The following is a 24,367-nucleotide window of genomic DNA, read 5'->3' as shown; positions in this document are numbered from 1 at the left end:
GTTCCCGCAACTGCCCCATCAGCCCTCGCCGCCATCCACGCGGTAGCAGGAATCGACGTCGAGTCGGCCGTTTCGGTACGAGCGATGGGGGAATTGGATCGTCGATGGTATGCACAGATTTCCGGATCACTTCAGACCCCAAGCAATGACGAATTTTTCATCCTGCCGCCCGTAAAAGGAGGCAGCAAAATCGGATGGGTCCGCGTCAAGGATTCCAGAGGAACCGACCTCCCCTCCCGTATCGCCGACGCGACAGGCGCGCCGGAATTCCTGGCGCTCTCCGCGGACGGCCATAATCTGTTTGCCGTTTCGGTCGAAGACGACGAGTACTGGATTGTCGTCCACACATTCGAGTGACGTGCGAGCCACCGGACAGCCCTTAGACCTCGGGGAGGGAAGGATCGGGCGTCCAGGGGGATGGCGCGGCGATGGCCCACCGTTCGTGGTCGCGCCAGGCACCGTTGATATAGAGATAGGCGGGCGACAGGCCTTCGTAACGAAAGCCCAGACGCCGAACCAAGGCCAAAGACGCCTTGTTCGCCGGTTGGATGTTCGCCTCCAGCCGGTGGAGCCGCAGGTCGTCGAAGGCGTGTTGCAGGGCGGCGGTGAGCCCTTCTGTCATGTAACCCCGTCCCGCGGACGGGACGAAGGCCGCATAGCCGAGGGACGCGCCCTGGTAACGGCCTCGGATGATCGAGTTGATGTTGACCATGCCGGCCGCCGCACCGGTCTCCTGAACGCGGATCACGAAGCCCCGGTTGGTGCCGTCCTCGAAGCGGCGCATCCAGCTCTGGAACTCTTCCGGCGTCGCGGGCAGCTGCATCCACGGCACATGAAGCTCGGCGCTGGCCCTCACGAGCGAGCAGAACTCGTCCTGGTCGGCGAGGGTGAGCGGGCACAGTTCGACCCGTGGCGGCGTAGTGGACATGGCCCCATGTTAGGACCGCTTCCGGACAGACAAGTGGTCAAGGGCCTGGGTGTGGTCCAGGCTCCACGACCCGGCCTTCCCCGTCCCGGCCCTACAGGGCCCGGTACGCCCGGAGAAAGGTCCGCACTCCCTCGACGATGAGCGGCCGGACGCGGGTGTCCTCCGTCGCGTTCGCCGAACCGAACCTGTTGAGCGGGACTCCGAAGGTCAGCGCGATGAACTGGTCGGCCGCGAGCCGGGCGTCGGGGACGTCGAGCAGCCCGGCCGCGGCGAAAGCGGCGAACCGCTCGGCAAGTGCCTCGTCCGGGGTGTCGGCCATGGAGTTCTCGCCCCGGTGGCCGGCTTCCGCCCGGACCAGTCGTTGCAGCGTCGCGTACTCCGCCGAGCCGAGCATGTCGGTCGCGATGCGCATCGAGAACGTGACCAGGACGTCCTCCAGATCGGCGGCTTCGATGGGGTGGGTGAGGGTGTCGTCGAGGATGCCCCGGATCGTGGTGACCAGTGACTGGCCGACGGCGTCGACGACCGCTTGCAGCAGCGTCTGCTTGTCGCCGAAGTAGTCGTAGACCGTCCGCTTGGACACCTCGGCCCGTGCGGCGACCGCGTCGACGCTGGTCCGGTCGAAGCCGTCGGCGAGGAACAGTTCCCGGGCCGCGGAGAGGATGGCGGCCCGCTTCCGCGTGGACCCCTCACGCAGTGTCTTCGTGGTCGGCATGGCCGTATCCTAACCCGACTTTACTGCACGGTGTAGTGCAATTTCTGATGAGGAGAGGCCGTCGCGGGTTCACCCGACGAACGGCCTCGGACCTGTCCACAACACCACGTGCACACCGCGCCCCGCGTGACCGGCCCCTGTGTCCGCGCCGGGCCCGGCAGGGCGGCAGCGCCAGGCGCGCCGCCGAACCCTTACTCGCCCAGTGACGAAGCGGCCGCGAAGTGGCTACGAAGCAAAGGACGTTCATGACCACAACCCTGGCTCCCCCGGTCCGCGTCGGGAAAGCCGCTGTCGGGGCTCTCGGCATGCTGGCAGCCGCCACCGGGGCTCTGGAGTCGGTGGTGACACCGACGCTCCCGCTGCTGCAACGCGAATTATCGATGAGTCCTGCCCAAGGGGCATTACTCAGCATCACGATGCTCATCACCGGTGCTCTCCTCACGCCCATCGCGGGCAGCCTCGGTGACCGCTACGGCGGGAAACGGGTCATGCTCCGGCTGATGGCAGTGGTCTCGGCCGGTGGTCTGGTGTCCTCGCTGGCACCGAACCTGCCGGTGCTGCTGCTCGGTCAGGTACTGGAGGGCGCGATAGTGGGCGCGATGCCACTCTCGTTCATCCTGGTACGCAAGCACCTCCCCACGGGACAGTCCCAGGTGGCCATCGGGACGGTCAGCGGGTTGTTCGTGGGCGGCGGCATGCTGGGGACGCTGATGGCCGGGCCCGTCGCGGAAGGGCTGTCCCGGCACTGGATGTTCGCGATACCGACGATCGCGATCGTCGTGGCGACCCTGTTCGTCCACAGGCTGATGCCGAACGATCCGCCGGCCCGGTCGGACGCCAGGATCGACTGGCCCGGCCTGGTTCTCCTGAGCGGCATTCTGCTGGCGCTCATGCTCGGGCTCTCGATGGCGCCCGAGTTCGGCGGCCGGCCACGCGCGCTCGGCGCCCTCGTCGTGCTCCTGGCCCTCCTCGTGACCGGATGGATCTTCGTTGAACGTCGGTCCCCGTCGCCGATGGTCGATCTGCGCCTGGTGGCGAAGCCCGCGATATGGAGCTCCTACGTGGTCACATTCGCCGTCTGCGTAGGCACCTCGGTGTCGATGTATCTCGTTCCGCAGCTGTTCGCGGTGTCCGCCGACGGGTACGGATTCGGGGCCGATGCCACCGACATCGGGCGGTACCTGTTGCCCGGCGCCGTCACGGCGGCGATCAGCGGGCCGCTCGGCGGGGCCGCTGCGCGGCGTTTCGGCTCAAGTGCCGTGGTCGCTGCCGGAATCGGCGTCATGACGGCCACGTTGGTCTCCCTGGCGTTCCTGCACAGCGAGGTCTGGCACCTCATGGCCGGCAAGGCGCTGATCGCCCTGGCCAGTGGTGTCTGCGTCACGGCGATGGTCGTCAGGACCGCCACCTCTGCCGATCACGACAGCACCGGCACCGCCACCAGCCTGGTTCTGGTGACCCGCGTGATCGGCTTCGCCGCGGGCGCGCAGATCAGCGGTGCCTTCCTCACCGCCGGGACCCGCCCCGGGATGGACGTCCCGGCCGAATCCGCCTTCGTCACCGGCTTCGTCATCGCCGGCGTCGTCACGGCGCTGTCCCTGCTTGTCGTCCGTACCATGAGCAAAGGAGTCAAGGCATGACCCGCACCAATCAGTTGACGGATATCCGTACCGCGCCGAGGCGCAAGGTCCTGATATCGGGGGCCGGCATCGCGGGTCCCGCCCTCGCGTTCTGGCTGAACCGCTACGGATACGCGGTCACGGTGGTGGAGAAGGCGGGCACACCACGGAGCGGCGGATACCCCATCGACGTGCGCGGCACCGCACTGGAGGTCGTCCGGAGGATGGGGATCCTGCCACAGCTGCGGGACGCACACGTCGACTCGCGTCGGTTCACCTTCCTCGACGGGGACGGCGGCGAGGTGGCCTCGGTCAACCCGCATACCGTCGGGGGCAGTGTCGAGGGACGGGACCCCGAAGTGCGGGACCTCGAAGTGCGGCGAGGGGATCTGACCGACGCTCTGTACACAGCGGTACGTGACGACGTGGAGTTCCTGTTCAACGACTCCGTCGAGACCCTCGACCAGCCCGTCCAGTCCAGCCGGTCCGGCCGGTCCAGCCGGTCCGGGCACGGGGTCGACGTCACCTTCCGCGGGGGCGGCAGGCGTGCGTTCGACATGGTGTTCGGTGCGGACGGTCTGCATTCACGTACCCGGCAGTCCCTGTTCGGCCCCGAAGAGCGGTTCCACCGATACCTCGGGTACTGCTTCGCCGTGTTCACCATGCCCAACACCTTCGCCCTCTCCCACGAGATCATGATGTGGAACACCCCGGGCAGAGCCGCCGCTCTCTACGCCGTAGGGGACGACGACACAGTGCACGCCTTCCTGAACTTCGCCCGGCCGGAACCACCATCCGGCGCGCTCCGCGACCCGGAAGCCCAACGGGACCTGGTCGCCGCGGCCTTCGCCGACGCGGGCTGGGAAGTCCCCGGCATGATCGCCGCAATGCGCGACGCGGACGACCTGTTCATCGACGTGGTCAGCCAGATCCGCATGCCTCGCTGGTCCAGCGGCAGGGTCGCGCTGGTGGGCGACGCCGCGTACGCACCCTCGTTCCTCACCGGCCAGGGCTCCAGCCTCGCGCTCGTCGGCGCGTACATGCTCGCCGGTTCCCTGGCCGACCGGGACCACACCGCGGGCTTCGCCGCCTACGAACACCACACCCGTGCGTTCGTGACCATGAACCAGGAGCAGATCGGCGAGGGCGACGCCGCACTCTTCCCCACCACCGCTCGGGCCCTGGAGCAGCGCAACGACATGCTGCGCGATCTCGGCACCATGCCCCCTCGGAGGGACGACCGGCCCACTCGGCCCTCACCCTGCCCGAATTCACGCTCCGGAGGTGATTCCGGGCACGCGGTCCCGTCGGTGGCCTCGACACGGACCCGGCAGGCTGCGGGGAGCGCCGACGGGCGGCGTACGCCGACGTGGTGTCGGGGTACGCCGCCCTGGCGTGGGACGAGGTGCGGGGCGCGGCCCCTCGGAGGAGCCGCTGACCGGTCCTTCGCCCGCTACTTCGGTTCGCGGTTGAACAGCGAGGTGGACCAGAAGTAGCCGAGCACGACCAGCCCCAGGCACCAGGCCACGGCCAGCCACCCGTTGTGGCCGATCTCGCTGCCCTGCAACAGCCCGCGCAGCGTCTCGATGGCCGGGGTGAACGGCTGGTACTCGGCGATCGGCCGGAACCAGCCCGGCATCGCGTCGAGCGGTACGAAGGCGCTGGAGAGGAGCGGCAGGATCATCAGCGGCAGGGCGTTGTTACTGGCCGCCTCGACGTTCGGGCTGGACAGGCCCATCCCGACCGCGATCCAGGTGAGCGCCAGGGCGAACAGCGTGAGCAGGCCGAACGCCGCGAGCCACTCCAGGGCCGTGGCGTCGGTGGAACGGAAGCCGATGGCCACCGCGACGGCACCGACGAGGGCCACGCTGGCCACCGATTGCAGCACGCTGCCGACGACATGCCCGATGAGCGCGGACCCGCGGTGGATCGCCATCGTGCGGAAGCGGGCCATGATGCCCTCGGTCATGTCATTGGAGACGGACACCGCGGTCCCGATCGTCGTGCTCCCGATCGTCATCAGCAGGAGGCCCGGGACGAGGTACGCGAGGTACGCGGAGCGGTCGGCTCCAGCGCCGATGCCCGCGCTCATCGCGTCGCCGAAGATATAGACGAAGAGCAGCAGCAGCATGATCGGCGTCAGTAGCAGGTTCAGCGTCAGCGACGGGTAGCGCCGCGCGTGCAGGAGGTTGCGGCGCAGCATCGTGGACGAGTCGCGCACGGCGAGGGAGAGGGCGCTCATCGGACGTTCTCCTTGGGCTGGTTGGGGATAGTGGCCGGGCCGGTGAGGGCGAAGAACACATCGTCGAGGTCGGGCGTGTGCACGGTCAGCTCGTCTGCCTCGATGCCGGCCGCGTCCAGCCCGTCGAGGATGGAGCGCAGCTCGCGCTGGCTGCCGTCGCCGGGGATCCGCAGCGTCAGCGCCTCGTCGTCCCGGGTGATCTCGCGCAGGGCGGCGGCGGCGCTCCGGTACGTGGACGGGTCGGAGAAGCGGAGTCGTATGTGTCCGCCGGGGATGAGCCGTTTCAGCTGGTCGGCGGTGCCTTCGGCGGCGATCTTGCCGTTGTTGAGGACGGCGATGCGGTCGGCGAGTTCGTCGGCCTCGTCGAGGTACTGGGTGGTGAGGAAGACGGTGACGCCGTCGGAGACCAGTTCGCGGATGATCTGCCACATGTTGTGGCGGGAGCGGGGGTCGAGGCCGGTGGTCGGTTCGTCGAGGAAGAGGATCCGCGGGTTGCCGACGAGGGTCATGGCGATGTCGAGGCGGCGCTTCATGCCGCCGGAGTAGCTCTGGGCGGGCTTCTTGGCGGCGTCGACGAGGTCGAACCGCTCCAGGAGTTCGGCGGCGACCCGGCGCCCCTCGCGCTTGGAGAGGTGGTGCAGGTCGGCCATGAGGAGCATGTTCTCCTCGCCGGTGATCAGCCCGTCGACGGCGGAGAACTGTCCGGTGACGCCGATCGCGGCGCGTACTCCGTCCGGTGAGGTGGCGAGGTCGTGCCCCGCGACCTGGGCCTGTCCGCCGTCGGCGGCGATGAGTGTGGACAGGATCTTCACGGCGGTGGTCTTGCCGGCGCCGTTGGGGCCGAGCAGCGCGAACACGGACCCGGCCGGGATGCGCAGATCGATGCCGTCGAGAACGGTCTTGTCGCCGTACGACTTGCGCAGACCGACGGTGGAGACGGCGGCCGGCGACGGGTGACCGTCACCCTGATGAGGCACGGGCATGGACATGACAGAAGAAGGCATGGAGCCCTCCCGTTCGAGAGCGTGGTGAGCGATGAAGTGGACTTGCCCGTCGGGGGATCGGTGCGGGGACGGGGCGGATCAGGGCCGGGCGCGGCGGACGTCGATGTTGCCCCAGTTGGTCCGGGCGCGGATCTTGACGGTGTCCTCGGTCCGCTCCGGGGCCTCGGACGCGGCGAGCGCGTTGCGTACCTGCCCACGGTTGGAGCTGACGTCGAGCCAGGCGGCGGTGCCCTCGCGGACACCGATTTCGATGGAGCCGTTGGAGGTCTCCAACTGGACGGTGCCGCAGGCGACTTCGGCGACGCGGAGGACGCCGTTGGTGGTGGTGCCGGTGACCGACGCCTCGGCGCGCGCGATGTCGATGGCGCCGTTGGCGCCGTTCACCCGCAGCTCGCCGGTCACGGCGCCGACGGTCGTGGTGCCGTGCGAGTTCTTCAGGACGGCGGGGCCGTCGACGAGACCGACGCGCACATTGCCGGTGCTGCTGGTGATCTCGGCCATGCCCTCGACCCGTTCGACGGTGGTTGAGCCGTGCGACGCCTTCAGGTGCAGCGGGCCCGTCGAGTCGAGTCGTACGTCACCCGCCGAAGTCGTCACACGGACTTCGCCGAGCCGGCCCTCACCGAGCACCCTGGCCCCGGCGCCGGTCACGTCGATGTGCGAGCCCGCAGGCAGTTCCACCGTCACGTCGACGGTGCCACCGCGCCCGAGCAGATTGGCCTTGGGCGTGGTGACGGTCAGGATGCCGCTCGCGTAGGCGACCTCGGTCTGGTCGGCCGTCCGTACGTCCAGGTCCTTCTTCGCGTCGCGGGGCCGCACCTCGACGACGGTGTCGAGGCGGTCGCCCGCGGTGAACTGGAGGGAACCGGAGTACACGTAGGCGGTGACCGAAATCGCTTCGGGAGTGTCGAAAGAAGGCATGGCTGTCCCGTTCTGTTGGGTCTTCGGGGCGTCCCCGCTGGTGGGACGTGGTGTGGGATGAAGTCGTGCGGGCGGGGGCGCGCGGCTAGCGCACCCAGCCCGTGATGCTCTGTCCGACGGTCCGGGTCTTCTCCGTCGTACGCGGCCGGGTGCCGCCGTCGACCGCGGCCGATACGGTGCGCACCAGCCACGCGTTGACCGACAGGCCCTCGCGGCTCGCCGCCTCCTCGGCGCGCGCCTTGAGGTGGGCCGGCAGACGCAGATTGACGCGGGCGGTGCCGCCCTCGTCGACGTCTGCCGGGGCCGGGGCGACGAGGTGTTCGACGGTCGCGGCCGGTTCCGTGGGAGCACCGCCGTACGTGGGCGGCGGGGTCACCACGAAGCTGGGGTCGAGCCCGCGCAGCCGTACGTCGACCGAGCCGGGGGCGATGTCACGGGTGACCTCGTCCATCGCGGCGGAGAGCACACTGAGCATGGTCAGCCGGGTCGCCGACTCCAGGGGAGCGGTGAGCCGCTCGGCCAGCTCGCGTGCTTCGTCGCCGCCGGCTTCGGCGGCCACCGCGAGTTCGCGGCGGAGGGTCTCGACATACGGGGTGAGGTCCATGACGCCATCATGGCACCACTTTGGCTCCACACGCAAGCCATGAGGTGACACCACCGGTTCGCTAGCCGACCGAACAGCCCTGACCTGCGAAAACATGCTGGCGCCTGCCTGGGCGGCTGTGGCACCACGCGCACTCGTGCACCTATGGGTTCATGGAGTGGCACCACATGGCGCCAGATAGCGCCACGCCGCGCCATCCGGTGCCATCCGGCGCCATCCGGCACCGCGTGGCGCCATGCGAGGGCACACGGGGGTGGCCTGCCCCCGTGTGCCGCGGTCCGCCACCGGGCCGGGCCCACCCGAGGCGGGAGAGATTCCGGATCGGACTTGACCCTCACGTCGCGTGAGGCTGGAGCGTGGGGGGCATGAGCGACTACTACAACGCGTTCGAGACGAGTCCTGTGCCCACTCCCGGCCCGGACGCGGTTCCGCCGGAGCCGTTCCGCGGCATCTATGGAATGCCCGCGTTCGTGACGATCCCCACGAGCGATATGGCGGCGTCGGTGGACTTCTGGATTCGGGGGCTCGGCTTCATCGAGCTGTTCAGCATCCCCGGCAGGCTTGTGCATCTGCGCCGGTGGGCGTTCCAGGACGTACTCCTCGTCCCGTCGGCGAGCGTTCCGGAGCGGACACCGGCGATGAGCCTCAGCTTCGCGTGCGTGCTCGGCCAGGTCGATTCCCTGGTCGAGGCCTGTCGTGCGCTGCGCCCGGACTCCGTCGACGGTCCACGGGACACCCCCTGGAACACCCGCGACGTGGAGGTGATCACCCCCGAGAACGCACGGATCGTCTTCACCGCGGCGAAGCCCTTCGATCCGGCCAGTCAGGAGGCACGGAACCTCGCGGCCATCGGGATCACCCCACCGGGCGCCGGACGCGGCGACAATGAGGAGCATGCCTGACGCCGCCGACGCCACCGACGCCACTGACGTCGGCGACGCCACTGACGCCGCCGGCCTGACCGTCGGTCAGGTCTCGGCGCGTCTGGGCGTGACGGTCCGCGCGCTGCACCACTGGGACGAGATCGGTCTGGTGCGACCGTCGCTGCGCACGGCTGCCGGATACCGGCTCTACACCGCCGGTGATCTGGAACGCCTGCACCGCGTCATCGTCTACCGCGAGACCGGTCTCGGCCTGGACAGGATCCGGACCGTCCTGGACGACTCGACCGCGGACGTCCCCGGCGCGCTGCGCGCGCAGCGCGCCCAGGTCGCTGAACGGATCGACCGCCTCCGGCAGATCAGCGCCGGACTGGACCGGATGATCGACGCCCACGAGCGCGGCCTGCTGCTGACCGTCGAGCAGCAGGCCGCGATCTTCGGCCCCCAGTGGAACCCGGACGGACCCGCCCAGGCCCGTCGGCGCTACGGAGACACGACGCAATGGCGGCAGTACGCCGAACGCTCGGCCTCTCGCGGTCCGGAGGAATGGCAGTCCATCGCCGACGCCAATGCCGGACTCGACCGCGCCCTCGCGGACGCGATGGACTCCGGGGTCACCCCTGGCAGCCCGGAAGCGAATCAACTCGTCGAGCGGCACCGCGAAGTGTTCGCCGCGTACTTTCCCCTCACCAGGCAGATGCAGGTCTGTCTCGGCCGCATGTACGAGGCCGATCCGGCGTTCGCCGCCCACTACGACGGCATCCGCGCCGGCCTCGCCACATGGTTCCGTCACATCGTCGACGCCGCCGCACGCGCCCACGGCATCGACCCCGACACCGCGACCTGGCGGTAGAGCACGGGGTCCGGAAGCCGGCACTCGTGGCCATGGAGTGTCTCGCCGCTGCGTGAAGCACCGGCTCGACCGATACACAACAGAAGGTGACGCAGGACTCCAGGACCGTTGCTCAAGGGCTACGGCCGGCCGACGACATGACGCGGGTCGTCCAGCCAGAGCCGCTGACCGCGGCCATCGACCGACAGCCCGAAGCGGGACCGTTCCGGACGCCCCAGGTCGTACCACCGCAGGAACGCCCTCCTCACCTCGGCCCACAGCTCACGGGGGCCGTACTGCTCCACTTCGTACGTATCCACATGCGGGATGTACTCCACCGTTGCCCACGACTTCCGGTCGTCGGCGAAGAGCCAGAGCGTCGCTTCCCCGCTGTCGTTGTCCGCCTCGCACCAGCGGTACCACGCGTCGGTGACGCTCAGGCCGGTGAAGAACGCGGGATGGTCCTGGATGACGTTCTGCGGCGCGATGTCCGTCGTGCCTTTCTCCCCTGCCTCGCCGTGGTAGATGTCCGTGACGCGCCCGGCTCCGCCTCGCTGGGTGCGGTCCCACATGAAGGCCGGATATCCGGAGAACGTCCCCCGGGCCTTCCCACCCGCCACATCCAGCGTGGCGTACGAGCCGCTGAAGAAACTGCTGCCCCACGGGGTGACGATCCGCCCGTCGGGACACTGCTCCAGCCACGCTTTCGGAACGTCCCGCATGGTGCATGTGCTGAGGATGCGGTCGTACGGAGCGCCGTCGGGGTGCCCGTCGCGGCCGTTCCCGAGAACAGTGGCCGGGCCGAACCCCGCCCGCCTCAGGTTTTCCCTTGCGGTGGTCAGGACCGCCTCGTCCAACTCCACACTGGTCACGGCGCGTTCACCCAGCCGATGACACAGCCAAGCGGCGTTGTAGCCCACTCCCGTGCCGATCTCCAGCACTCGATGGCCTTCCCGCGCATCGAGCAGTCCGAGCATCTCAAGCATGATCGACGGCATCGACGAAGACGAGGTGAAGAGCCTGAACTCCCCGTCGGCCGTGGGTTTCCCGTCATTGACCTGCGTCACGACCGGCGCGTCCGCGTAGACCGCCCGCAACCATCCCTCGGGATCCGCCGTGAAGTCGCCACCCTCGAATACGTCGGGAATGAACAACCCTCGGTCCACCGAAACAACCGCATCCCGCCACTCGGGCGGCAACTCGCCCTTTCCCTCGAGAACCTGGGCGAGTCCGCGCTGCGTCTGTCGCGTCGTCATCCGACCTCCTCACTTCTTCGACACGAGGTGATCGATCTGCACAGCCATGACTGAGGCATCGCACAGCTGCCACCGAACCGCTGATTCCGTCAGCAGGAAATCGAAACGCTTGGACTGGTCGTGGAGTACGCCCTGCCGCTCCAGCTTCAGGACCATGGCTCGGGAGACATCAGCCCCTGCGGGCTCCACGGCGGGAGACATGGCTTGCCGCATGTACTCCGGGGTTTGAAGCAGGCCGGTGACCATGGCGGGCAAGAAATGCCGCATATGACGAGCGCCCGACTCAAGCGCGGCGAGTTCCCGCTGGCGATGGTGCAACCCGCGCCTCACGGACGCTCTGACGCCCTCGTATTCGGCATTCGCGACCTGAGCCAGACTCAGCAGGCCCGCCGCCGTGGCGTCGTCCACGCCCAGTGCACGAAGAATCTGCTGTACATCCACAACGGACGGCAGGAATCGCCCCGTCTCAATTCGGGATACCTTGCTCTGCGACATTCCACAGCGCACAGCCAACCGCTCACCCGAGAGGCCGGATGCACGGCGTAGCTCCTTGAGCGCTGTGGCGAGGTCGAGGCGATCCTGCCCGGCCTGTTGCGGATCTATCTTCAATCTGAGCCGTACTCCGAGAAAGGAACCGACAGCGAAAGAGCCAATTCCTTCCACCGCCGGTACTGGTTGAGGTCCGGGGTCGCAAGCAGGTCCCGGCTGATCTGCGTCCCGTCGGACCGATAGTTCATGGCGACGAATTGGAAACCGGATGCGCACATGCTCTCCGGCCCCGGCGTTGTAGCGGTACGCCGCGAATTCGTACCGGAGATAATCCGAGAGTGGGCGGGTGGCGACGTGCGGATGCTCACAGGCAGTCACTCGCCAATCGGCGAGGGCAGACCAGTTCAGGAGCCGAACGGTTCGGGGAGCACGTCACCAGCGCCAGGGACAGGAACGAGGGACGTTCGAGGTAGACGCCCAAGGACACGTCCCCACCCCACCCGAGCCGTTCGACGGCGGAGTCGACGACCATGCTCAGGTGCGTGGTCTCCCGGACCGCGTCGGAGTCGAAGCGGGGCGCGTACTCGGCCAGTCGGTCGCCGAGCCAGGCCGCCGCTTCCTTCGGCTGCTCCCAGGTGCCCAGGATGGAAGTACTCGACTTCATCAGCCAGTGCGCCGTCTCAATGGGCGGCAGGTTGGATCGCGGGAACTCGGCCACGACCTCTCGGTACCGCTCCTGTAGCCGCACCCGTTCCCCGTCGCCCCACGCTGCGGCCGGGGGAGGCTCGGGATGCGGTGGCCGCCGCAGACCTTCTTCGTCAAAACGTTGTTTCGGGCCGGTCCACAGGTAACCGTGGTGGTGCAACAGTCGTTCCGTTCGGCTCGGATGCGAGTGGAGAACCCACCGGCCCCACCACTTGGAGGAGGGCGGGGCCGGCAGGGGCGAGGCCGTCAGGCCGGGAGACCGAATCGCGCGGGGTCAATGCCGGCCGTGCTCAATTCCTCCGTGGAGAACCGCAGTGGCTCCACGCCCGGTCGCTTGCTGTCACCCAGCGCCCAGGCGTCCTCGCCGATCCGGGCGAGGGTCACGCAGGACTCTCCGTCAGGGTGCGTGTTGCCGCCGCATGCCTTGACGAACGCGGCTCCGTCGATGTCGAGCGCGTACAGGTCGCTTCCATTCAGCATCGATATGCCTTCCTGGTAAGGGGACTACCGAGTGGTTGAATTCATCATCGCGCCCACCCAGGCACATATGAAGCGCTAGTCGCGTTGACGCATAAACTTGGTTGCCGCCTCTTCCAAGTAGGCGGAGGCATCACCACCCGTAAGCGCGTGCGACCAAAACAGATCGAACAGATTCAGATGCTGGATTATCTCTCTCGGATCGCGCAGAACCACTTCACCGGAGAACAGTTCGACAGTCACCAAGCGGTCGTCGTAGACGACGAAGATGTTCATCGGGGTGCCCGGAACCTGCGTCGCTTCGGGAATGATCCCAATCTCCACGTTGGGCTTCCCGTTGACCTCGGCCATGTGCGCACACTGGGCCGCCATGGTCTCAGCACGTGCACGCCGCCACCTGACGGCCTGTTCAGTCATCAGAAACCAGAAGGATCGTGATGCGTCGTCCAGGATGGTCTGACGGTCCATGCGCGCCTGTACCGCTCGCGCAATGTCCCTCCTCGGATCGCCGACGACGGTCGGCGACAGTGTCTCTGTCGCATACTCACGGACATGAAGCAGGCCCGTGGGAACAGCCGGCAGGAAATGCCGTATCACACGGGCCGAGCACTCGAGGGCTTTGAGTTCCGCCTGCTTGTGGTAGAGACCGACACGCGCGTGCGCACGCCAAGACACGTAGTCGACGTTTGCCCGACGGGCCAAGCCAAGAATCTCTTCGACGACTTCATCGGGTACGGCAAGCGCCTTGAGGATACATTCGACATCCAGAACAGTCGGTAGCGCTCTGCCTGTTTCAATGCGACTGATCTTCGTTTGGCTCATATTGCAACGAAGCGCCAACCGCTCGCCACTCAGACCGGAAGCACGTCGAAGGCCCCGAAGGGCCTCCGCCAGATCTCTGCGCTCGCGTGCTTTTTTTTCAGGTTCTATGGGCACTGAACGGTACTGCACTTTCCAGGGCGAGATCCCGCCATGCGAGATACGTGTCGATGTGCGGGTCCCGGATCAGTTCCCGATTGATCTGCGTCCCGTCGGGGCGATAATTCAGATGAACCACGACCGCCTCGTCGAACAGCCAGAAGTCCTGCTCAGGCAGTCCGGGGTTCGGTTGGTCCGTCACATCGACCAGGTGGTAGTTCTCCCCCGCTGCCACATTCCCCGGGATACACCACTCGAACAGGTAGCGACTGTAGGGCGTGAGCGGTCGGCGAACGACCTTGGCACGGGTCATCGTCCGCCCGGCCGCCGCGTGATCCCGGATGGTCCGGTGCCACGACGCGTTGAAGCCGTCCGGCTTCGGGGCTCCGGCCAGGAAATCGCGGACGGTGGCGCCCTCTGCCGGCATCGTGTATGTCTGGTGGACCTCCAGGCGGAACGCGGAGCGCCTGAAGTCCCGGAAGTACGCCTGCCATTCGTCGCCGTCCAGCAGCAGGGGGCTAGAGCCATCCACGGACACGGGCTGCCTCCTTGAGGATGTCCTCGGGCATCAACACAACCGACTCGCCATCCGGAGTCGGGTGAGCCACGTCGTAGCCCTGGACAGCCAGCATGCCGGGTTCTGGTGTGGCGTACACGGTCGGGCAGTCGCCGTTCCCGCACTTGTCATCGTCATCGCCGCCCTTACTGCACGGCCCTCCCGCAATCACCCTCAGTTCTTCCACTGAGACCTCCTCCGGTCTATGTACTCAGAAAGTTACGGACAGTCGCACCCGCGCCACAAGGCGAACGCGCTCTCAGTCACGAAGTCGCATAGAACCGCGTCAGCGGCCCTTCAGGCGGGTTCGGTGGAGTTGGGCGAGAGCGAGCAGTTGGCGTTTCTCGTACGGCGTGGCCGGGCGGAGCGAGATGTGGTGGACCTGCCAGCGGAGGCCCGTAGGGCGGGTCAGGAGGACCATCGGGCCGGCGAAGCCGCTGATCTCCGCCGGCATGTCGTAGTGCCGGTCGAACACCGCCATGCCGATACGGAGTTCGCCCGGTCCCGGCCGCGACACCGGCAGCGGTCGCGGTCGCGGTCGCGGTCGCGCGAGAGGGCTCACGTCCAGTCCCCCGAGCTGCGGGGCGGGTGATTGCGGAGTTCGTCGTTCCAGTCCCGCACCATGGGGCCATCGCCAACGGCCCGCGCCTCCTCACGCTGGCGGCAGAGCGCCGCGCACACGTCGCACCCCGTCGCGGGCGCCGGCTCACGTGCCGGTACCGGCATGGTCATCGCTCGTCCTCGCCGGACTGGGGTGCCGAGTCGGGGCACGACGGGTGACCGCAGACGCACGGCGGCCACTTGAGCGCGTCACCGGGAGCGACATCCGCGCCCTCGGCGCCGGGGTCGTGCGCGTAGGTCGGTACGACGAGCGAACCGTCCACCCCGTACGCGGCGATCATCAGCGACAGACGCCTGCGCGCCTCACTTCGCCTCATCGGCCAGCCTCCGCAGTCCCCGCTCCACGCGCCGCGCCAACTCCGCTGTCGGCTCGGCGAATTCACCCGGCACCCCATCGGGGATCAGCGTGATCACCTCGTAGTCCTCGGTGGCCGAGGCCGGTGCTTCCCTCTCCGCCATTGGTGCGCCCCTCCGTCGTCGTGGCATTACTGTGTGTGTTCAAGATTCGGCATGCGTGCCTTCGCCGAACAGGGTTGAACGCACGTCAACGGGCCTGGGGTGAGGGAGGAAGAGCTATGGCGGACGAACCGAAAGGGCCGGTGGGACCGGTCAGCGGAGCTGCCTACTTCGGCAACGAGGTGCGGGAGTGGCGGCTGGCCAGAGGGCTGAGCCAGCGGGAGGTGGGCGCACCGGCGCGGTACGCGCAGCAGTACGTGGCGAAGGTGGAGGCCGGGGACCGGATGGCGAGCCCGGAGTTCGCCGCGGGCTGCGATCAAGTCTTCGGTACGCCACGGACGTTCGCCCGGCTACGGGATCGGTGTGCCGAGAAGGGCGGGTATCCGGAATGGTTCGAGCCGTACGTCCTGCTCGAACGGCAGGCGTCCGCGATCCTGAACTTCAGCAACGGGCTGGTCGCGGGTCTGTTGCAGACCGAGGCGTACGCTCACGCGGTCTTCCGGAAGGGGAACCCGACCGATTCCCCAGAGGAGACCGCCGGGAAAGTCGGGCAACGATTGAAGCGCCGTCAGGTACTGGAGCGCGAGAATCCCCCGCTGGCGTGGGTCGTCCTGGACGAGTCCTGTCTACGGCGCATGGTCGGCAGTCCGGCGGCGATGGCTGAACAGATGGCACACCTGATCGAGGAAGCAGAATCCCCTCGCTTCACCCTTCAGGTGCTCCCGTTCGATTCCGGGGTATCCGCTTGGCATTTGGGGTTTACGCTTTTGAAGTTCCCCGATGATGAGCCCGACATGCTCTACCAGGAAACGCTGGGAGCGGGCCATGTGACCGACTCCCGGAAGATCGTGGCGGATGCGAGCGTGCTCTACGATCGGCTACGGGCCGACGCCCTCTCACCGGAAGCGTCGGTCGACATGGTGCGCAAGACAATGGAGGAATGGAAGCAATGAGCATGTTCGATCTCTCCGGCGCTCAGTGGGAAAAATCCAGCTACAGCAGCACTACTGGCGGCGAGTGCGTCGAGTTCGCCCGCAACCTCGCCCCCTCCGGCATCGTCCCCGTACGCGACAGCAAGTCCCCCGCCGGCCCCGTGCTCCTGCTCTCCCCCGCCGCCTGGAGCGACTTCGTCGTCTTCGCCGCCAACGACAACTAGCCTTCCTGCGGCGGCCAGCTGTCGCCCCAGGCCACATCCCTCGCCGCCCGGTACAGCGCGCCGTGGCGCTTGGTGACCGTGTCGCGGCGCAGGCCGTCGTCCCTCGTGCACAGGTCCAGCAGCACCTGGCCCTTGCGGATCTGCGGCTTCCGCGTCACCCGGGCTCCCGCCGGATGCGCGTCGGACCGTACCGCGGCCACATAGCTGAACTTCTCGTCCTCGTACGGCAGCGAGCCGCCCTTGACCTGGCGGTGCAGGGAGGAGCGGCTGACCCGGGCCGCGAAGTGGCACCAGTCCGTGCCCCGTTCGATCGGGCAGGCGCCGTCGTGCGGGCAGGGGGCGGCGATACGGTAGCCCGCCGCGATGAGCTGATCGCGCGCCTCGATGATCCGCAGATAGCCGTCGGGCGTACCGGGCTCCACGATCACCACGGCCTGCCCGGTCCGCGCGGCCTCGGCGACGAGTGCGGTGCGGTCGCGTCCGGTGAGTTCCTTGAGTACGTACGAGACCGTCACGAGATCGCTCTCCGGCAGCTTCAGCGCGGCGTCGATCCTGGTCTGTCGCCAGTCCGCCGTACGGAGCGCCGGCGCTCCCGAGGCGGCGGCCAGTTCGCGGCCGAGGGCGAGCGCGGGCTCCGCCCAGTCGAGGACCGTGGTGGTACGGGGCTCCGCCCACGTCGCGTCCGCCGCCCAGACCGCCGCTCCCGTACCGCCGCCCACGTCGACGTGGCTGCCGGGCGCCCAGCCGGGCGCGGCGTCGGCGAGCGCCTCCAGCGCGGCCCGTACCGCCTCGAAGGTGGCCGGCATCCGGTACGCGGCGTACGCGGCGACGTCGGAACGGTCACGGAGTACGGGCGCGTCGGTCGGAGTGGTGCCCCGGTAGTTGGTGATCAGCCGTTCGACGGCCTGCGCGGCCTGCTTGGGCGGCAGCCCGTCGAGCACTCCGGCGAGCGCGGCGCGCAACGCTTCGGCGGTGGGGAGGGCAGACTCGGCGGGGTTCACCGTGGAATTCTGACACGCGGCCCGATCCCGGGCGTGCCCGCCGAAGCGGGCCGTCACAACGGTGACACAAACCGCGGCGGGCACAGGCTCAGTTGCTACGCTGGCGCTTCTTGTCCGGCAGCCGCTCTCACGGGGGAAACTTGAGTCGGCTCGTAAGACAGCCGTGAGACAGCAGGGGAACCATGAAACTGAGGTTCGTGCGTGGGCCCCGACGGGTCGGCGTACCCGGCGGAGGCCGTTTCTCCCGCGTAGGCCGCTTCTCCCGTGGGGGCGGATTCTCGCGTGGGGGCGGATTCTCGCGCGGGGGTGGTTTCTCGCGCGGGGGCGGTGAGGGGACCGTACGGCAGCGGGTCGTACGGCTGACCCTCGTCGTGGGGGTGATCGTGCTGGCGCTGCTGCTCCTGCTCGCCACCTGCGGCGGGAACAAGCCCGCCAGGACGAAGGAGGACAACGCGCCCAAGAGGCCCGTGGCGAACGTCGCGGACCGGGCGCCGCGGCTCAGCGTGCCGGGCGGATACGACGCCGCGCGCGGCTGGGAGATCGTCGACGGCTCCCCCGACTTCGCGATCGCCCATGACACGAACCGGCTCGCGTATCTGGAGCGGGCCGGCGCGGACCGGTTCCGGCTGCGGACGCTCGACCCCGAGACCGGCGAGCGCGGCTGGGACGGCGAGCCCTGGCGCCCGCTGTTCACCCCCGACCGGTTCCCCCGGCTGCTGTCCGTCAGCAAGGACGACCAGGAGTACTTCGTCACCTGGTCGTACGGGAGGCTCAACCCGGACGCGCTGCGCCCCGCGGACTCCATCATCTCGCTCGACATCTACAACGCGGCCGACGGTTCCCGCCAGCGGGTCGAGACCCCCTGGGCGGACGCGCCGAAGGTGAGCGCCGCGGGACCCGCCATTCTGATCAGCGACGGCAAGGCCACCAGCGCGGTGATCGATCCGGCGACCGGCGACGTGGTCAAGGTCCCGCCGGGCTCGCTCGGCTACCCCAAGGGCTGCAAGGAGTGCCGCAAGCTGACCGAGGTGCACGGGGTCACCACGAAGGGGCTGCTGGTCGGCGGGGCCAAGGAGTTCTGGGTACGCGGCGGCTGGTTCAGCAGGCAGGGCGCGCCGAAGGACACCGAGACCGCCTCGGGCGTGCCCGCCTCGATGGCGAGCGGCTACATCCTCGCCAAGTGGCAGAAGAAGAAGGGCGCCAAGGACGCCGGTACGCATGAGGTCTGGGCGGTGCACGACGCGTCGACCGGCAAGGCGGTGGCGCAGGTGCGGTGCCGCAAGCCGGCGATCAAACCGGCCGAGGACCCACGCCTCGTCGCCTCCCCCGACGGCCGTTTCCTGATCGCCGGGAGGCTCGCCTTCGACCTGGACGCGAAGAAGGCGTACTGCTTCGAGGAGTCGGACGGCACCCAGCCGCTGACCCTGACCACCGTGTCGGACGACGGCACGGCCTACGGCGCGGTGAGCGCCCGCAACACGGCGGACGCGCTGGCGGGCGGCGGCAACCCGGTCAGGGTGGATCTCACGACCGCCACGCCCGAGGCCCTGGAGACCAATGTCCGGCTGCCCAGCGCGGAGGCGGCGGGTGTCGGGCTCTTCCGCTGGACGGACTCCAAGGACCAGCCGCATCTGATCGGCTATCCGCGCCAGGACTGACGGAGGGCTGGGGCCGGGCCCCGGGCCCCGGGCCCCCTGCCCCCGGCCCCAGGACTTCCAGGGCCCGCCTCCGCCGGCCCCGGGCCAGGGAGCCCGGGGCCGGGGAACGGACCACGGGGCCGGGGACGGGGACGGATCAGGGGGCCAGGGGGCAGATCAGGCGTCGGCGGCCGGGCGCTCCATCGGCCGCTGGTGCTCCCACGGCCGTACGAAACCGAGGAAGCAGGCGAGCGAGCCGACCGCGCAGACCAGTTGCACGACCGCCATCGGAACGGCCGTGTCCTCGCCCGCGATTCCCACCAGCGGCGAGGCGATGGCACCGATCAGGAACGACGACGTACCGATCAGCGCGGACGCCGAGCCCGCCGCGTGCGGGGTCCGCATCAGCGCCGAGGCGTTGGTGTTGGGCATCGCGAGCCCCATCGCGGACATCAGCACGAACAGCGCCGCCGCGACCGGGAAGAGCCCCACGGACCCGAACACCCCGGAGGTCATCAGCAGCAGGGCCAGCGCGGCGACGGTGATGATCATGAGCCCGAAGCCCAGCACCCGGTCCATGCTGACCCGGCCGACGAGCACCTTGCCGTTGATCTGGCCGACGGTGATCAGACCGATGGAGTTGACGCCGAAGAGCAGGCTGAAGGTCTGCGGCGAGGCACCGTAGATCTCCTGCACCACGAACGGCGAGGCCGCGACGTACGCGAACAGCGCCGCGAAGGCCAGACCGCCCGCCAGCATGTAGCCGGTGAAGATCCGGTCCGCAAGCAGCCCGCGCATCGTGCGCAGCGCCGCGACGGTGCCGCCGCTGTGCCGCTTCTCCGGCGGCAGCGTCTCGTGCAGCCACTTCCAGACGACGAGGGTGAGGAGGACGCCGACCACCGTGAGGACGGCGAAGATGCCGCGCCAGTCGGTGAGGCGCAGTACCTGTCCGCCGATCACGGGCGCGATGACCGGCGCGACGCCGGAGATCAGCATCAGCGTGGAGAAGAAGCGCGCCATCTCCACGCCGTCGTAGAGATCACGCACCACCGCGCGGGCGATCACGATGCCCGCCGCGCCGGCCAGTCCCTGGAGGAGGCGGAAGCCGATGAGGAGTTCGGTGGTGGGCGCGAGGGCGCAGATCGCGGTGGCGAGCACGTAGACGATCATGCCGAGCAGCAGCGGCCGGCGCCGTCCCCACTTGTCGCTCATCGGTCCGACCACGATCTGGCCGAGCGCCATGCCCGCCAGGCAGGCGGTGAGGGTGATCTGAACCGTCGCGGCGGGTGAGTTCAGCGCGCGGGTGACCTCCGGCAGGGCCGGGAGGTACATGTCCATGGACAGCGGGGGCAGCGCGGTGAGCCCGCCGAGTACGAGGGTGACCAGCAGCCCGGCACGGCGCGCGGTGGCGGCGCGCTCCCGCGGAGGTGTGTGCGAGGCCGTGTGCGGGATCGTGTGCGAGGCCGTGTGCGACGCCGCCGGCGGGGCTGCCGGGGGCGCTTGCGGGGGTGCCTGACGCTGTTCCGGAATCGGTGCCGAGCGACGCTGCTCGGGCGTTATATGTCCTTTACGTCCTTCGGTGGTTCGGCCGCCGTCCGGCATTCCTGTCTCCATGTCGTTGAATCCGTACCTATGCTCTCAGCTCAGCGGGAGCGGTCGAGACCTTTATTTGGGGCAGCCATGGCAACAGGACAAATGTCACCGGGGATGTCACCGCAGGTGCCGGACGGGAGGCCCGTCCGGTGGGGTGTGCTGGCGACGGGCGGGATCGCCGCGCGGTTCACCGCGGATGTCCGGGAGCTGCCGGACGCCGAGGTGGTGGCGGTGGCCTCGCGCAGCGACGCGTCCGCGAAGGGGTTCGCCGGCCGGTTCGGGATCCCCCGGGCGTACGGCGACTGGGCCGGGCTCCTCGCCGACGAGGAGGTGGACGTCGTCTACGTGGCGACTCCGCACTCCGCGCACCGGTCCGCCGCCGGACTGGCCCTGGCCGCCGGGAAGCCGGTGCTGTGCGAGAAGGCGTTCACACTCAACGCGCGCGAGGCCGGCGAGCTGGTGTCGCTCGCCAGGGAGCGCGGTCTCTTCCTGATGGAAGCCATGTGGATGTACTGCAATCCCGTCATCCTGCGGCTGGCGGAGCTGGTCCGGGACGGCGCGATCGGGAGCATCCGTACCGTCCAGGCCGACTTCGGCCTCCAGGGCCCGTTCGACGCCGGCCACCGGCTGCGCGACCCGGCGCTCGGCGGCGGCGCGGTGCTCGATCTCGGGGTCTATCCGGTCTCCTTCGCACACTTGCTGCTCGGCGAGCCCGACCGCGTCCAGGCCGACGCGCTGCTCTCGCCCGAGGGCGTCGACCTCAACACCGGGATGCTGCTGGGCTGGGACTCCGGGGCGACCGCGCTGCTGACGTGCTCGGTGACGGCCGGGACTCCGGTGACGGCGACGGTGACGGGGACGACGGGCCGGATCGAGGTGCCGTCCGGGTTCTTCGCGGCGGACCGGTTCGTACTGCACCGGGACGGCGCGGATCCCAGAACCTACACAGCGGACGGGCCGATGCACGGCCTCCAGTACGAGGCGGCCGAGGTGATGCGCTGTCTGCGGGCCGGCGCGACCGAATCCCCGCTGGTGCCGCTGGACGGCACGCTCGCGGTGATGCGGACGCTCGACGCGGTACGGGACCGTATCGGCGTCCGCTTCCCGGCCGACGACGTCAGACCCCTCAGACCGGCTTGAGCCCCGGGTTGCCCGCCTCCGTCACGAAGGACGCCGCCGTCGTGACCGGGGCGCCGGGCGTCGTGATGACCTTGACCGTCTTGAAGTCCGCCCGCGCCTGCCGCTCGCCGAGCGTCACCGTGACGTAGCCGCGCCGCCCGTTGTAGAACTTCATGTGCGGGTTGGCCTCCATGAACGTGGCCCAGTTGGCCGGCCGGTCCGTGCCGTCCTTGCCACTGGAGATGGAGGTGGCCACGATCTCGGTGCCGAGCGTGCGCGACTCCGGGTTGTCCCAGTCCTTCTTCAGGTCGTACGCGTAGCCGGTGTGCACGTCTCCGGTCAGCACCATGAAGTTCTTGAGACCGGCCGCCTCGACCCCGTTCAACAGCCGCTGCCGGGAGGCCGGGTAGCCGTCCCACGAGTCCATCGACAGCTTGTACCCGGCCGTCGGCAGATCGCGGCGCCGGGCGAAGGTCACCTGCTGGGGTACGACGTTCCAGGTCGCCGTGGACTTCTTCCAGCCGTCCAGCAGCCACCGCTCCTGGACCGGCCCCGTCATCGTGCGCCCGGGGTCGTCGGACTGCGGGCCGGGCAGCTGCCAGCCGTCGCCGTACGCCTGGTCGTCGCGGTACTGGCGGGTGTCGAGGATGTCGAACTGCGCGAGCCGTCCGAAGCGCAGCCTGCGGTAGAGCCGCATGTCGGGGCCGTTGGGCCGCTGCGGCGCGCGCAGCGGCTGGTTCTCCCAGTACGCGCGGTACGCGGACGCCCGGCGCAGCAGGAACTCCTGCGGCGGTACGTCGTTCTCGGGGACGTCCCCCGCGTAGTTGTTCTCGGTCTCGTGGTCGTCCCAGGTGACGACGAAGGGGTGCGCGGCGTGCGCGGCCCGCAGATCCGGGTCGGACTTGTAGAGCCCGTAGCGCATCCGGTAGTCGTCCAGCGTGACGGTCTCGCGGTTGAAGTGCGCGGGCAGCACGCGGTCCTGGTAGTTGCGGGCGCCGCCGACGGAGTTGACGGCGTACTCGTAGAGGTAGTCGCCGAGGTGGAAGACCACATCGAGATCCTCGGCCGCGAGGTGCTTGTAGGCGGTGAAGTAGCCGTCGTGGTAAGCCTGGCAGGAGACGGCGGCGAAGCTCAGCACACTCGTCCGCGCGTTCGCGGCGGGCGCGGTACGGGTGCGGCCGACCGCGCTGATCCAACTGCCCGTGCGAAAGCGGAAGTAGTACACCCGGCCGGATTCCAGACCGGGGACCTCGACATGCACGCTGTGGGCGAACTCCGGGTGCGCGTCGGTCTCGCCGCGCTTGACGATCCGGGCGAAGGCCGCGTCGTGGGCCAGCTCCCAGCGTACGGAGGCCCGGTTGGCGGGCAGGCCGCCGTCGGCCTCGTACGGGCGGGGCGCGAGCCGGGTCCAGAGCAGCACGCTGTCGGGGGCCGGGTCCCCGGAGGCGACGCCGAGGGTGAACGGATCCTCGGCGATCTTCCTGGCGTCCAGCTCGGCGGCGCTCGCGACGCCCGTGCCGGGGAGGTTGACGGCGAAGGCGAGCGCGGCGGCGGCAGCGGTGCCGGTGAGGAGGCGACGGCGGCCGAGGTGTGCGGCGGCGGCTCTGAGCTCGGCGGAATGGCTGCTGCCCGGTGTACGGGTGGCCGGTGTACGGGTGGCCGGTGTACGGGTTTCCGGTGCGTGACGAAGTACAGGTGTCATGTGCCCCTCCCCTGACGGCGGCTGTCACTCGCATTGCAGTCGGGGGCGAAGACGCCCTGTTGTCGTGCGCACAACATGCGCATGGCGACTGGATGAGGACCGCGTGCTGCGCCAAGTTGTACCCCACGTAACGCGCGTACCCTGCCTGACCATGGACGCCATGCGGAACATCAACACCAAGGGGCGAATCGCCGTGGTGACGGGTGCCGGCTCCGGCATCGGGCGCGCGGTCGCGAGGGCGCTGAGCGGCGCGGGCTGGTCGGTGGTACTGGCGGGCCGCAAGCCCGAGAAGCTGGCGGAGACGGCCCGCGCCCTGGAGGGCGACGCGCTGTCCGTACGGACCGATGTGTCGGAACCCGGCGACGTGGACGCGCTGTTCGCGGCGGTGGGCGAGCGGTACGGGCGTCTCGATCTGCTCTTCAACAACGCGGGCACGTTCGGCCCCGGTGGTGTGCCGCTGGAGGATCTGCCGTACTCGGCCTGGCGGAAGGTGGTGGACACGAATCTGACCGGTACGTTCCTGTGCGCGCAGGCGGCCTTCCGGCTGATGAAGGCGCAGGACCCGCAGGGCGGCCGGATCATCAACAACGGCTCGGTCTCGGCACACGCGCCCCGGCCGGACTCGGTCGCCTACACCGCCACCAAACACGGCATGACCGGGCTCACCAAGTCGCTGTCGCTGGACGGCCGTCCGTACCGGATCGCCTGCGGGCAGATCGACATCGGGAACGCGGCCACGGACATGACGGAGCGGATGCGGCGGGGAGTTCCGCAGGCCAACGGCGAGTTGGCGGTGGAGCCGGTGATGGATGTGGCGGATGTGGCCACGACGGTGCTGCACATGGCGGAGCTTCCGCTGGAGGCGAATGTGCAGTTCGCGACGGTGCTGGCGACGGGGATGCCGTTCGTGGGGCGGGGCTGAGGGGGCGGGGCCG

At 69.0% G+C, this 24,367-nt stretch carries 27 protein-coding genes and 1 pseudogene; 10 read left to right on the top strand and 18 right to left on the bottom strand.

Annotated features, from left to right (window positions below):
• Positions 1-357: hypothetical protein (locus CU044_RS38565; protein WP_165371881.1), on the top strand; the 357-nt coding region annotated here is incomplete at its 5' end.
• A gap of 22 nt (positions 358-379) precedes the next feature.
• On the opposite strand, the gene CU044_RS13540 is transcribed toward CU044_RS38565, so the two are convergent.
• Positions 380-928 (bottom strand): GNAT family N-acetyltransferase, encoded by a 549-nt coding sequence (locus CU044_RS13540; RefSeq protein WP_129768786.1) that lies wholly within the window; start codon positions 926-928, stop codon positions 380-382.
• A 91-nt stretch (positions 929-1,019) separates the two neighbouring features.
• Positions 1,020-1,643 (bottom strand): TetR/AcrR family transcriptional regulator, encoded by a 624-nt coding sequence (locus CU044_RS13535; protein ID WP_129768785.1) that lies wholly within the window; start codon positions 1,641-1,643, stop codon positions 1,020-1,022.
• 245 nt (positions 1,644-1,888) lie between these two features.
• Between CU044_RS13535 and CU044_RS13530 the strand changes: the two genes are divergently transcribed.
• Together CU044_RS13530 and CU044_RS13525 are read left to right on the top strand one after the other, a co-directional pair.
• Positions 1,889-3,283 carry an MFS transporter gene (locus CU044_RS13530; RefSeq protein WP_129768784.1) on the top strand — a complete coding sequence of 465 codons (1,395 nt, stop codon included), beginning with the start codon at positions 1,889-1,891 and terminating at the stop codon, positions 3,281-3,283.
• A pseudogene (locus CU044_RS13525) lies at positions 3,280-4,550 on the top strand (FAD-dependent monooxygenase). The gene CU044_RS13530 and the pseudogene CU044_RS13525 overlap by 4 nt, the downstream one beginning before the upstream one ends.
• A 165-nt stretch (positions 4,551-4,715) precedes the next feature.
• Here CU044_RS13525 and CU044_RS13520 read toward each other — a convergent pair.
• The 4 genes from CU044_RS13520 to CU044_RS13505 all read right to left on the bottom strand — a co-directional run bounded on the left by CU044_RS13520 (position 4,716) and on the right by CU044_RS13505 (position 8,033).
• Complete coding sequence (locus CU044_RS13520; protein WP_129768783.1) at positions 4,716-5,504, bottom strand: ABC transporter permease; 789 nt, start codon at positions 5,502-5,504, stop codon at positions 4,716-4,718.
• Positions 5,501-6,508 carry an ATP-binding cassette domain-containing protein gene (locus CU044_RS13515; protein WP_193563956.1) on the bottom strand — a complete coding sequence of 336 codons (1,008 nt, stop codon included), beginning with the start codon at positions 6,506-6,508 and terminating at the stop codon, positions 5,501-5,503. Before CU044_RS13515 ends, CU044_RS13520 begins: the two co-directional genes overlap by 4 nt.
• Positions 6,509-6,586: 78 nt before the next feature.
• Positions 6,587-7,429: a DUF4097 family beta strand repeat-containing protein gene (locus tag CU044_RS13510; protein ID WP_129768782.1), complete on the bottom strand. Its 843-nt coding sequence runs from the start codon at positions 7,427-7,429 to the stop codon at positions 6,587-6,589.
• An 85-nt stretch (positions 7,430-7,514) separates the two neighbouring features.
• Positions 7,515-8,033 carry a toxin-antitoxin system HicB family antitoxin gene (locus CU044_RS13505; protein ID WP_129768781.1) on the bottom strand — a complete coding sequence of 173 codons (519 nt, stop codon included), beginning with the start codon at positions 8,031-8,033 and terminating at the stop codon, positions 7,515-7,517.
• A 365-nt stretch (positions 8,034-8,398) separates the two neighbouring features.
• Between CU044_RS13505 and CU044_RS13500 the strand changes: the two genes are divergently transcribed.
• Together CU044_RS13500 and CU044_RS13495 are read left to right on the top strand one after the other, a co-directional pair.
• Positions 8,399-8,935 carry a VOC family protein gene (locus tag CU044_RS13500; protein ID WP_129768780.1) on the top strand — a complete coding sequence of 179 codons (537 nt, stop codon included), beginning with the start codon at positions 8,399-8,401 and terminating at the stop codon, positions 8,933-8,935.
• Positions 8,928-9,767, top strand: coding sequence for a MerR family transcriptional regulator (locus CU044_RS13495; protein WP_129768779.1), 840 nt, complete (start codon positions 8,928-8,930; stop codon positions 9,765-9,767). The genes CU044_RS13500 and CU044_RS13495 overlap by 8 nt, the downstream gene beginning before the upstream one ends.
• 119 nt (positions 9,768-9,886) lie before the next feature.
• Here the strand turns inward: CU044_RS13495 and CU044_RS13490 are convergent, their stop codons facing one another.
• From CU044_RS13490 to CU044_RS38560, 9 genes are all read right to left on the bottom strand, one after another.
• Entirely contained in the window at positions 9,887-11,002 is a 1,116-nt protein-coding gene (locus CU044_RS13490; RefSeq protein WP_129768778.1) for a methyltransferase domain-containing protein, read from the bottom strand.
• A 9-nt stretch (positions 11,003-11,011) separates the two neighbouring features.
• Complete coding sequence (locus tag CU044_RS13485) at positions 11,012-11,611, bottom strand: Scr1 family TA system antitoxin-like transcriptional regulator (RefSeq protein ID WP_165371880.1); 600 nt, start codon at positions 11,609-11,611, stop codon at positions 11,012-11,014.
• Positions 11,612-11,855: 244 nt separating this feature from the next.
• Positions 11,856-12,356 (bottom strand): hypothetical protein, encoded by a 501-nt coding sequence (locus CU044_RS13480; RefSeq protein ID WP_129768776.1) that lies wholly within the window; start codon positions 12,354-12,356, stop codon positions 11,856-11,858.
• A gap of 86 nt (positions 12,357-12,442) precedes the next feature.
• Positions 12,443-12,676: a DUF397 domain-containing protein gene (locus CU044_RS13475; protein WP_129768775.1), complete on the bottom strand. Its 234-nt coding sequence runs from the start codon at positions 12,674-12,676 to the stop codon at positions 12,443-12,445.
• A 75-nt stretch (positions 12,677-12,751) separates the two neighbouring features.
• A complete protein-coding gene (locus CU044_RS13470) occupies positions 12,752-13,609 on the bottom strand; it encodes a helix-turn-helix transcriptional regulator (RefSeq protein ID WP_240045557.1) in 858 nt (285 codons plus the stop codon).
• Positions 13,593-14,123 carry a DUF6879 family protein gene (locus CU044_RS13465; RefSeq protein ID WP_345790133.1) on the bottom strand — a complete coding sequence of 177 codons (531 nt, stop codon included), beginning with the start codon at positions 14,121-14,123 and terminating at the stop codon, positions 13,593-13,595. The genes CU044_RS13470 and CU044_RS13465 overlap by 17 nt, the downstream gene beginning before the upstream one ends.
• 310 nt (positions 14,124-14,433) lie before the next feature.
• On the bottom strand, positions 14,434-14,628 hold the full coding sequence (locus tag CU044_RS13455; protein ID WP_129768774.1) for a hypothetical protein: 195 nt from the start codon (positions 14,626-14,628) through the stop codon (positions 14,434-14,436).
• Between the two features lie 247 nt (positions 14,629-14,875).
• The gene (locus tag CU044_RS13450) at positions 14,876-15,085 is read right to left on the bottom strand and encodes a hypothetical protein (protein WP_129768773.1); all 210 of its coding nucleotides are present in this window, start codon (positions 15,083-15,085) and stop codon (positions 14,876-14,878) included.
• Positions 15,072-15,227: a hypothetical protein gene (locus tag CU044_RS38560; protein ID WP_165371879.1), complete on the bottom strand. Its 156-nt coding sequence runs from the start codon at positions 15,225-15,227 to the stop codon at positions 15,072-15,074. Before CU044_RS38560 ends, CU044_RS13450 begins: the two co-directional genes overlap by 14 nt.
• Positions 15,228-15,343: 116 nt before the next feature.
• Here CU044_RS38560 and CU044_RS13445 point away from each other — a divergent pair, with 116 nt between their 5' ends.
• Together CU044_RS13445 and CU044_RS13440 are read left to right on the top strand one after the other, a co-directional pair.
• The gene (locus CU044_RS13445; RefSeq protein ID WP_129768772.1) at positions 15,344-16,177 is read left to right on the top strand and encodes a helix-turn-helix transcriptional regulator; all 834 of its coding nucleotides are present in this window, start codon (positions 15,344-15,346) and stop codon (positions 16,175-16,177) included.
• Positions 16,174-16,380 carry a DUF397 domain-containing protein gene (locus CU044_RS13440; RefSeq protein ID WP_129768771.1) on the top strand — a complete coding sequence of 69 codons (207 nt, stop codon included), beginning with the start codon at positions 16,174-16,176 and terminating at the stop codon, positions 16,378-16,380. Before CU044_RS13445 ends, CU044_RS13440 begins: the two co-directional genes overlap by 4 nt.
• Here the strand turns inward: CU044_RS13440 and CU044_RS13435 are convergent.
• The gene (locus tag CU044_RS13435; protein ID WP_129768770.1) at positions 16,377-17,381 is read right to left on the bottom strand and encodes a small ribosomal subunit Rsm22 family protein; all 1,005 of its coding nucleotides are present in this window, start codon (positions 17,379-17,381) and stop codon (positions 16,377-16,379) included. The two genes, CU044_RS13440 and CU044_RS13435, sit on opposite strands and share 4 nt — an antisense overlap.
• 359 nt (positions 17,382-17,740) lie before the next feature.
• On the opposite strand from CU044_RS13435, the gene CU044_RS13430 reads away from it, so the two are divergent.
• Positions 17,741-19,039 (top strand): hypothetical protein, encoded by a 1,299-nt coding sequence (locus tag CU044_RS13430; RefSeq protein WP_129768809.1) that lies wholly within the window; start codon positions 17,741-17,743, stop codon positions 19,037-19,039.
• A 156-nt stretch (positions 19,040-19,195) separates the two neighbouring features.
• Here the strand turns inward: CU044_RS13430 and CU044_RS13425 are convergent, their stop codons facing one another.
• Complete coding sequence (locus CU044_RS13425) at positions 19,196-20,620, bottom strand: Bcr/CflA family multidrug efflux MFS transporter (protein WP_193563961.1); 1,425 nt, start codon at positions 20,618-20,620, stop codon at positions 19,196-19,198.
• 78 nt (positions 20,621-20,698) lie between these two features.
• On the opposite strand from CU044_RS13425, the gene CU044_RS13420 reads away from it, so the two are divergent.
• Positions 20,699-21,751, top strand: coding sequence for a Gfo/Idh/MocA family oxidoreductase (locus CU044_RS13420; protein WP_240045555.1), 1,053 nt, complete (start codon positions 20,699-20,701; stop codon positions 21,749-21,751).
• Here CU044_RS13420 and CU044_RS13415 read toward each other — a convergent pair.
• Positions 21,738-23,432 (bottom strand): alkaline phosphatase D family protein, encoded by a 1,695-nt coding sequence (locus CU044_RS13415; RefSeq protein ID WP_129768768.1) that lies wholly within the window; start codon positions 23,430-23,432, stop codon positions 21,738-21,740. The genes CU044_RS13420 and CU044_RS13415 overlap by 14 nt on opposite strands.
• Positions 23,433-23,583: 151 nt before the next feature.
• On the opposite strand from CU044_RS13415, the gene CU044_RS13410 reads away from it, so the two are divergent.
• Positions 23,584-24,354 carry an SDR family oxidoreductase gene (locus CU044_RS13410; RefSeq protein WP_129768767.1) on the top strand — a complete coding sequence of 257 codons (771 nt, stop codon included), beginning with the start codon at positions 23,584-23,586 and terminating at the stop codon, positions 24,352-24,354.
• Positions 24,355-24,367 lie beyond the last annotated feature (13 nt).

Source organism: Streptomyces sp. L-9-10 (assembly GCF_004151105.1).
Classification (GTDB): domain Bacteria; phylum Actinomycetota; class Actinomycetes; order Streptomycetales; family Streptomycetaceae; genus Streptomyces.
This window is presented reverse-complemented; position numbering and strand designations above follow the sequence as displayed.

Bases quoted from the DNA above. Each gene is read 5' to 3' on its own strand.
- CU044_RS13540 (WP_129768786.1), bottom strand. From the start codon at position 928: ATGTCCACTACGCCGCCACGGGTCGAACTGTGCCCGCTCACCCTCGCC.
- CU044_RS13535 (WP_129768785.1), bottom strand. From the start codon at position 1,643: ATGCCGACCACGAAGACACTGCGTGAGGGGTCCACGCGGAAGCGGGCC.
- CU044_RS13530 (WP_129768784.1), top strand. From the start codon at position 1,889: ATGACCACAACCCTGGCTCCCCCGGTCCGCGTCGGGAAAGCCGCTGTC.
- CU044_RS13520 (WP_129768783.1), bottom strand. From the start codon at position 5,504: ATGAGCGCCCTCTCCCTCGCCGTGCGCGACTCGTCCACGATGCTGCGC.
- CU044_RS13515 (WP_193563956.1), bottom strand. From the start codon at position 6,508: ATGCCTTCTTCTGTCATGTCCATGCCCGTGCCTCATCAGGGTGACGGT.
- CU044_RS13510 (WP_129768782.1), bottom strand. From the start codon at position 7,429: ATGCCTTCTTTCGACACTCCCGAAGCGATTTCGGTCACCGCCTACGTG.
- CU044_RS13505 (WP_129768781.1), bottom strand. From the start codon at position 8,033: ATGGACCTCACCCCGTATGTCGAGACCCTCCGCCGCGAACTCGCGGTG.
- CU044_RS13500 (WP_129768780.1), top strand. From the start codon at position 8,399: ATGAGCGACTACTACAACGCGTTCGAGACGAGTCCTGTGCCCACTCCC.
- CU044_RS13495 (WP_129768779.1), top strand. From the start codon at position 8,928: ATGCCTGACGCCGCCGACGCCACCGACGCCACTGACGTCGGCGACGCC.
- CU044_RS13490 (WP_129768778.1), bottom strand. From the start codon at position 11,002: ATGACGACGCGACAGACGCAGCGCGGACTCGCCCAGGTTCTCGAGGGA.
- CU044_RS13475 (WP_129768775.1), bottom strand. From the start codon at position 12,676: ATGCTGAATGGAAGCGACCTGTACGCGCTCGACATCGACGGAGCCGCG.
- CU044_RS13455 (WP_129768774.1), bottom strand. From the start codon at position 14,628: ATGGCGGTGTTCGACCGGCACTACGACATGCCGGCGGAGATCAGCGGC.
- CU044_RS13450 (WP_129768773.1), bottom strand. From the start codon at position 15,085: ATGAGGCGAAGTGAGGCGCGCAGGCGTCTGTCGCTGATGATCGCCGCG.
- CU044_RS38560 (WP_165371879.1), bottom strand. From the start codon at position 15,227: ATGGCGGAGAGGGAAGCACCGGCCTCGGCCACCGAGGACTACGAGGTG.
- CU044_RS13445 (WP_129768772.1), top strand. From the start codon at position 15,344: ATGGCGGACGAACCGAAAGGGCCGGTGGGACCGGTCAGCGGAGCTGCC.
- CU044_RS13440 (WP_129768771.1), top strand. From the start codon at position 16,174: ATGAGCATGTTCGATCTCTCCGGCGCTCAGTGGGAAAAATCCAGCTAC.
- CU044_RS13425 (WP_193563961.1), bottom strand. From the start codon at position 20,620: ATGCCGGACGGCGGCCGAACCACCGAAGGACGTAAAGGACATATAACG.
- CU044_RS13420 (WP_240045555.1), top strand. From the start codon at position 20,699: ATGGCAACAGGACAAATGTCACCGGGGATGTCACCGCAGGTGCCGGAC.
- CU044_RS13415 (WP_129768768.1), bottom strand. From the start codon at position 23,432: ATGACACCTGTACTTCGTCACGCACCGGAAACCCGTACACCGGCCACC.
- CU044_RS13410 (WP_129768767.1), top strand. From the start codon at position 23,584: ATGGACGCCATGCGGAACATCAACACCAAGGGGCGAATCGCCGTGGTG.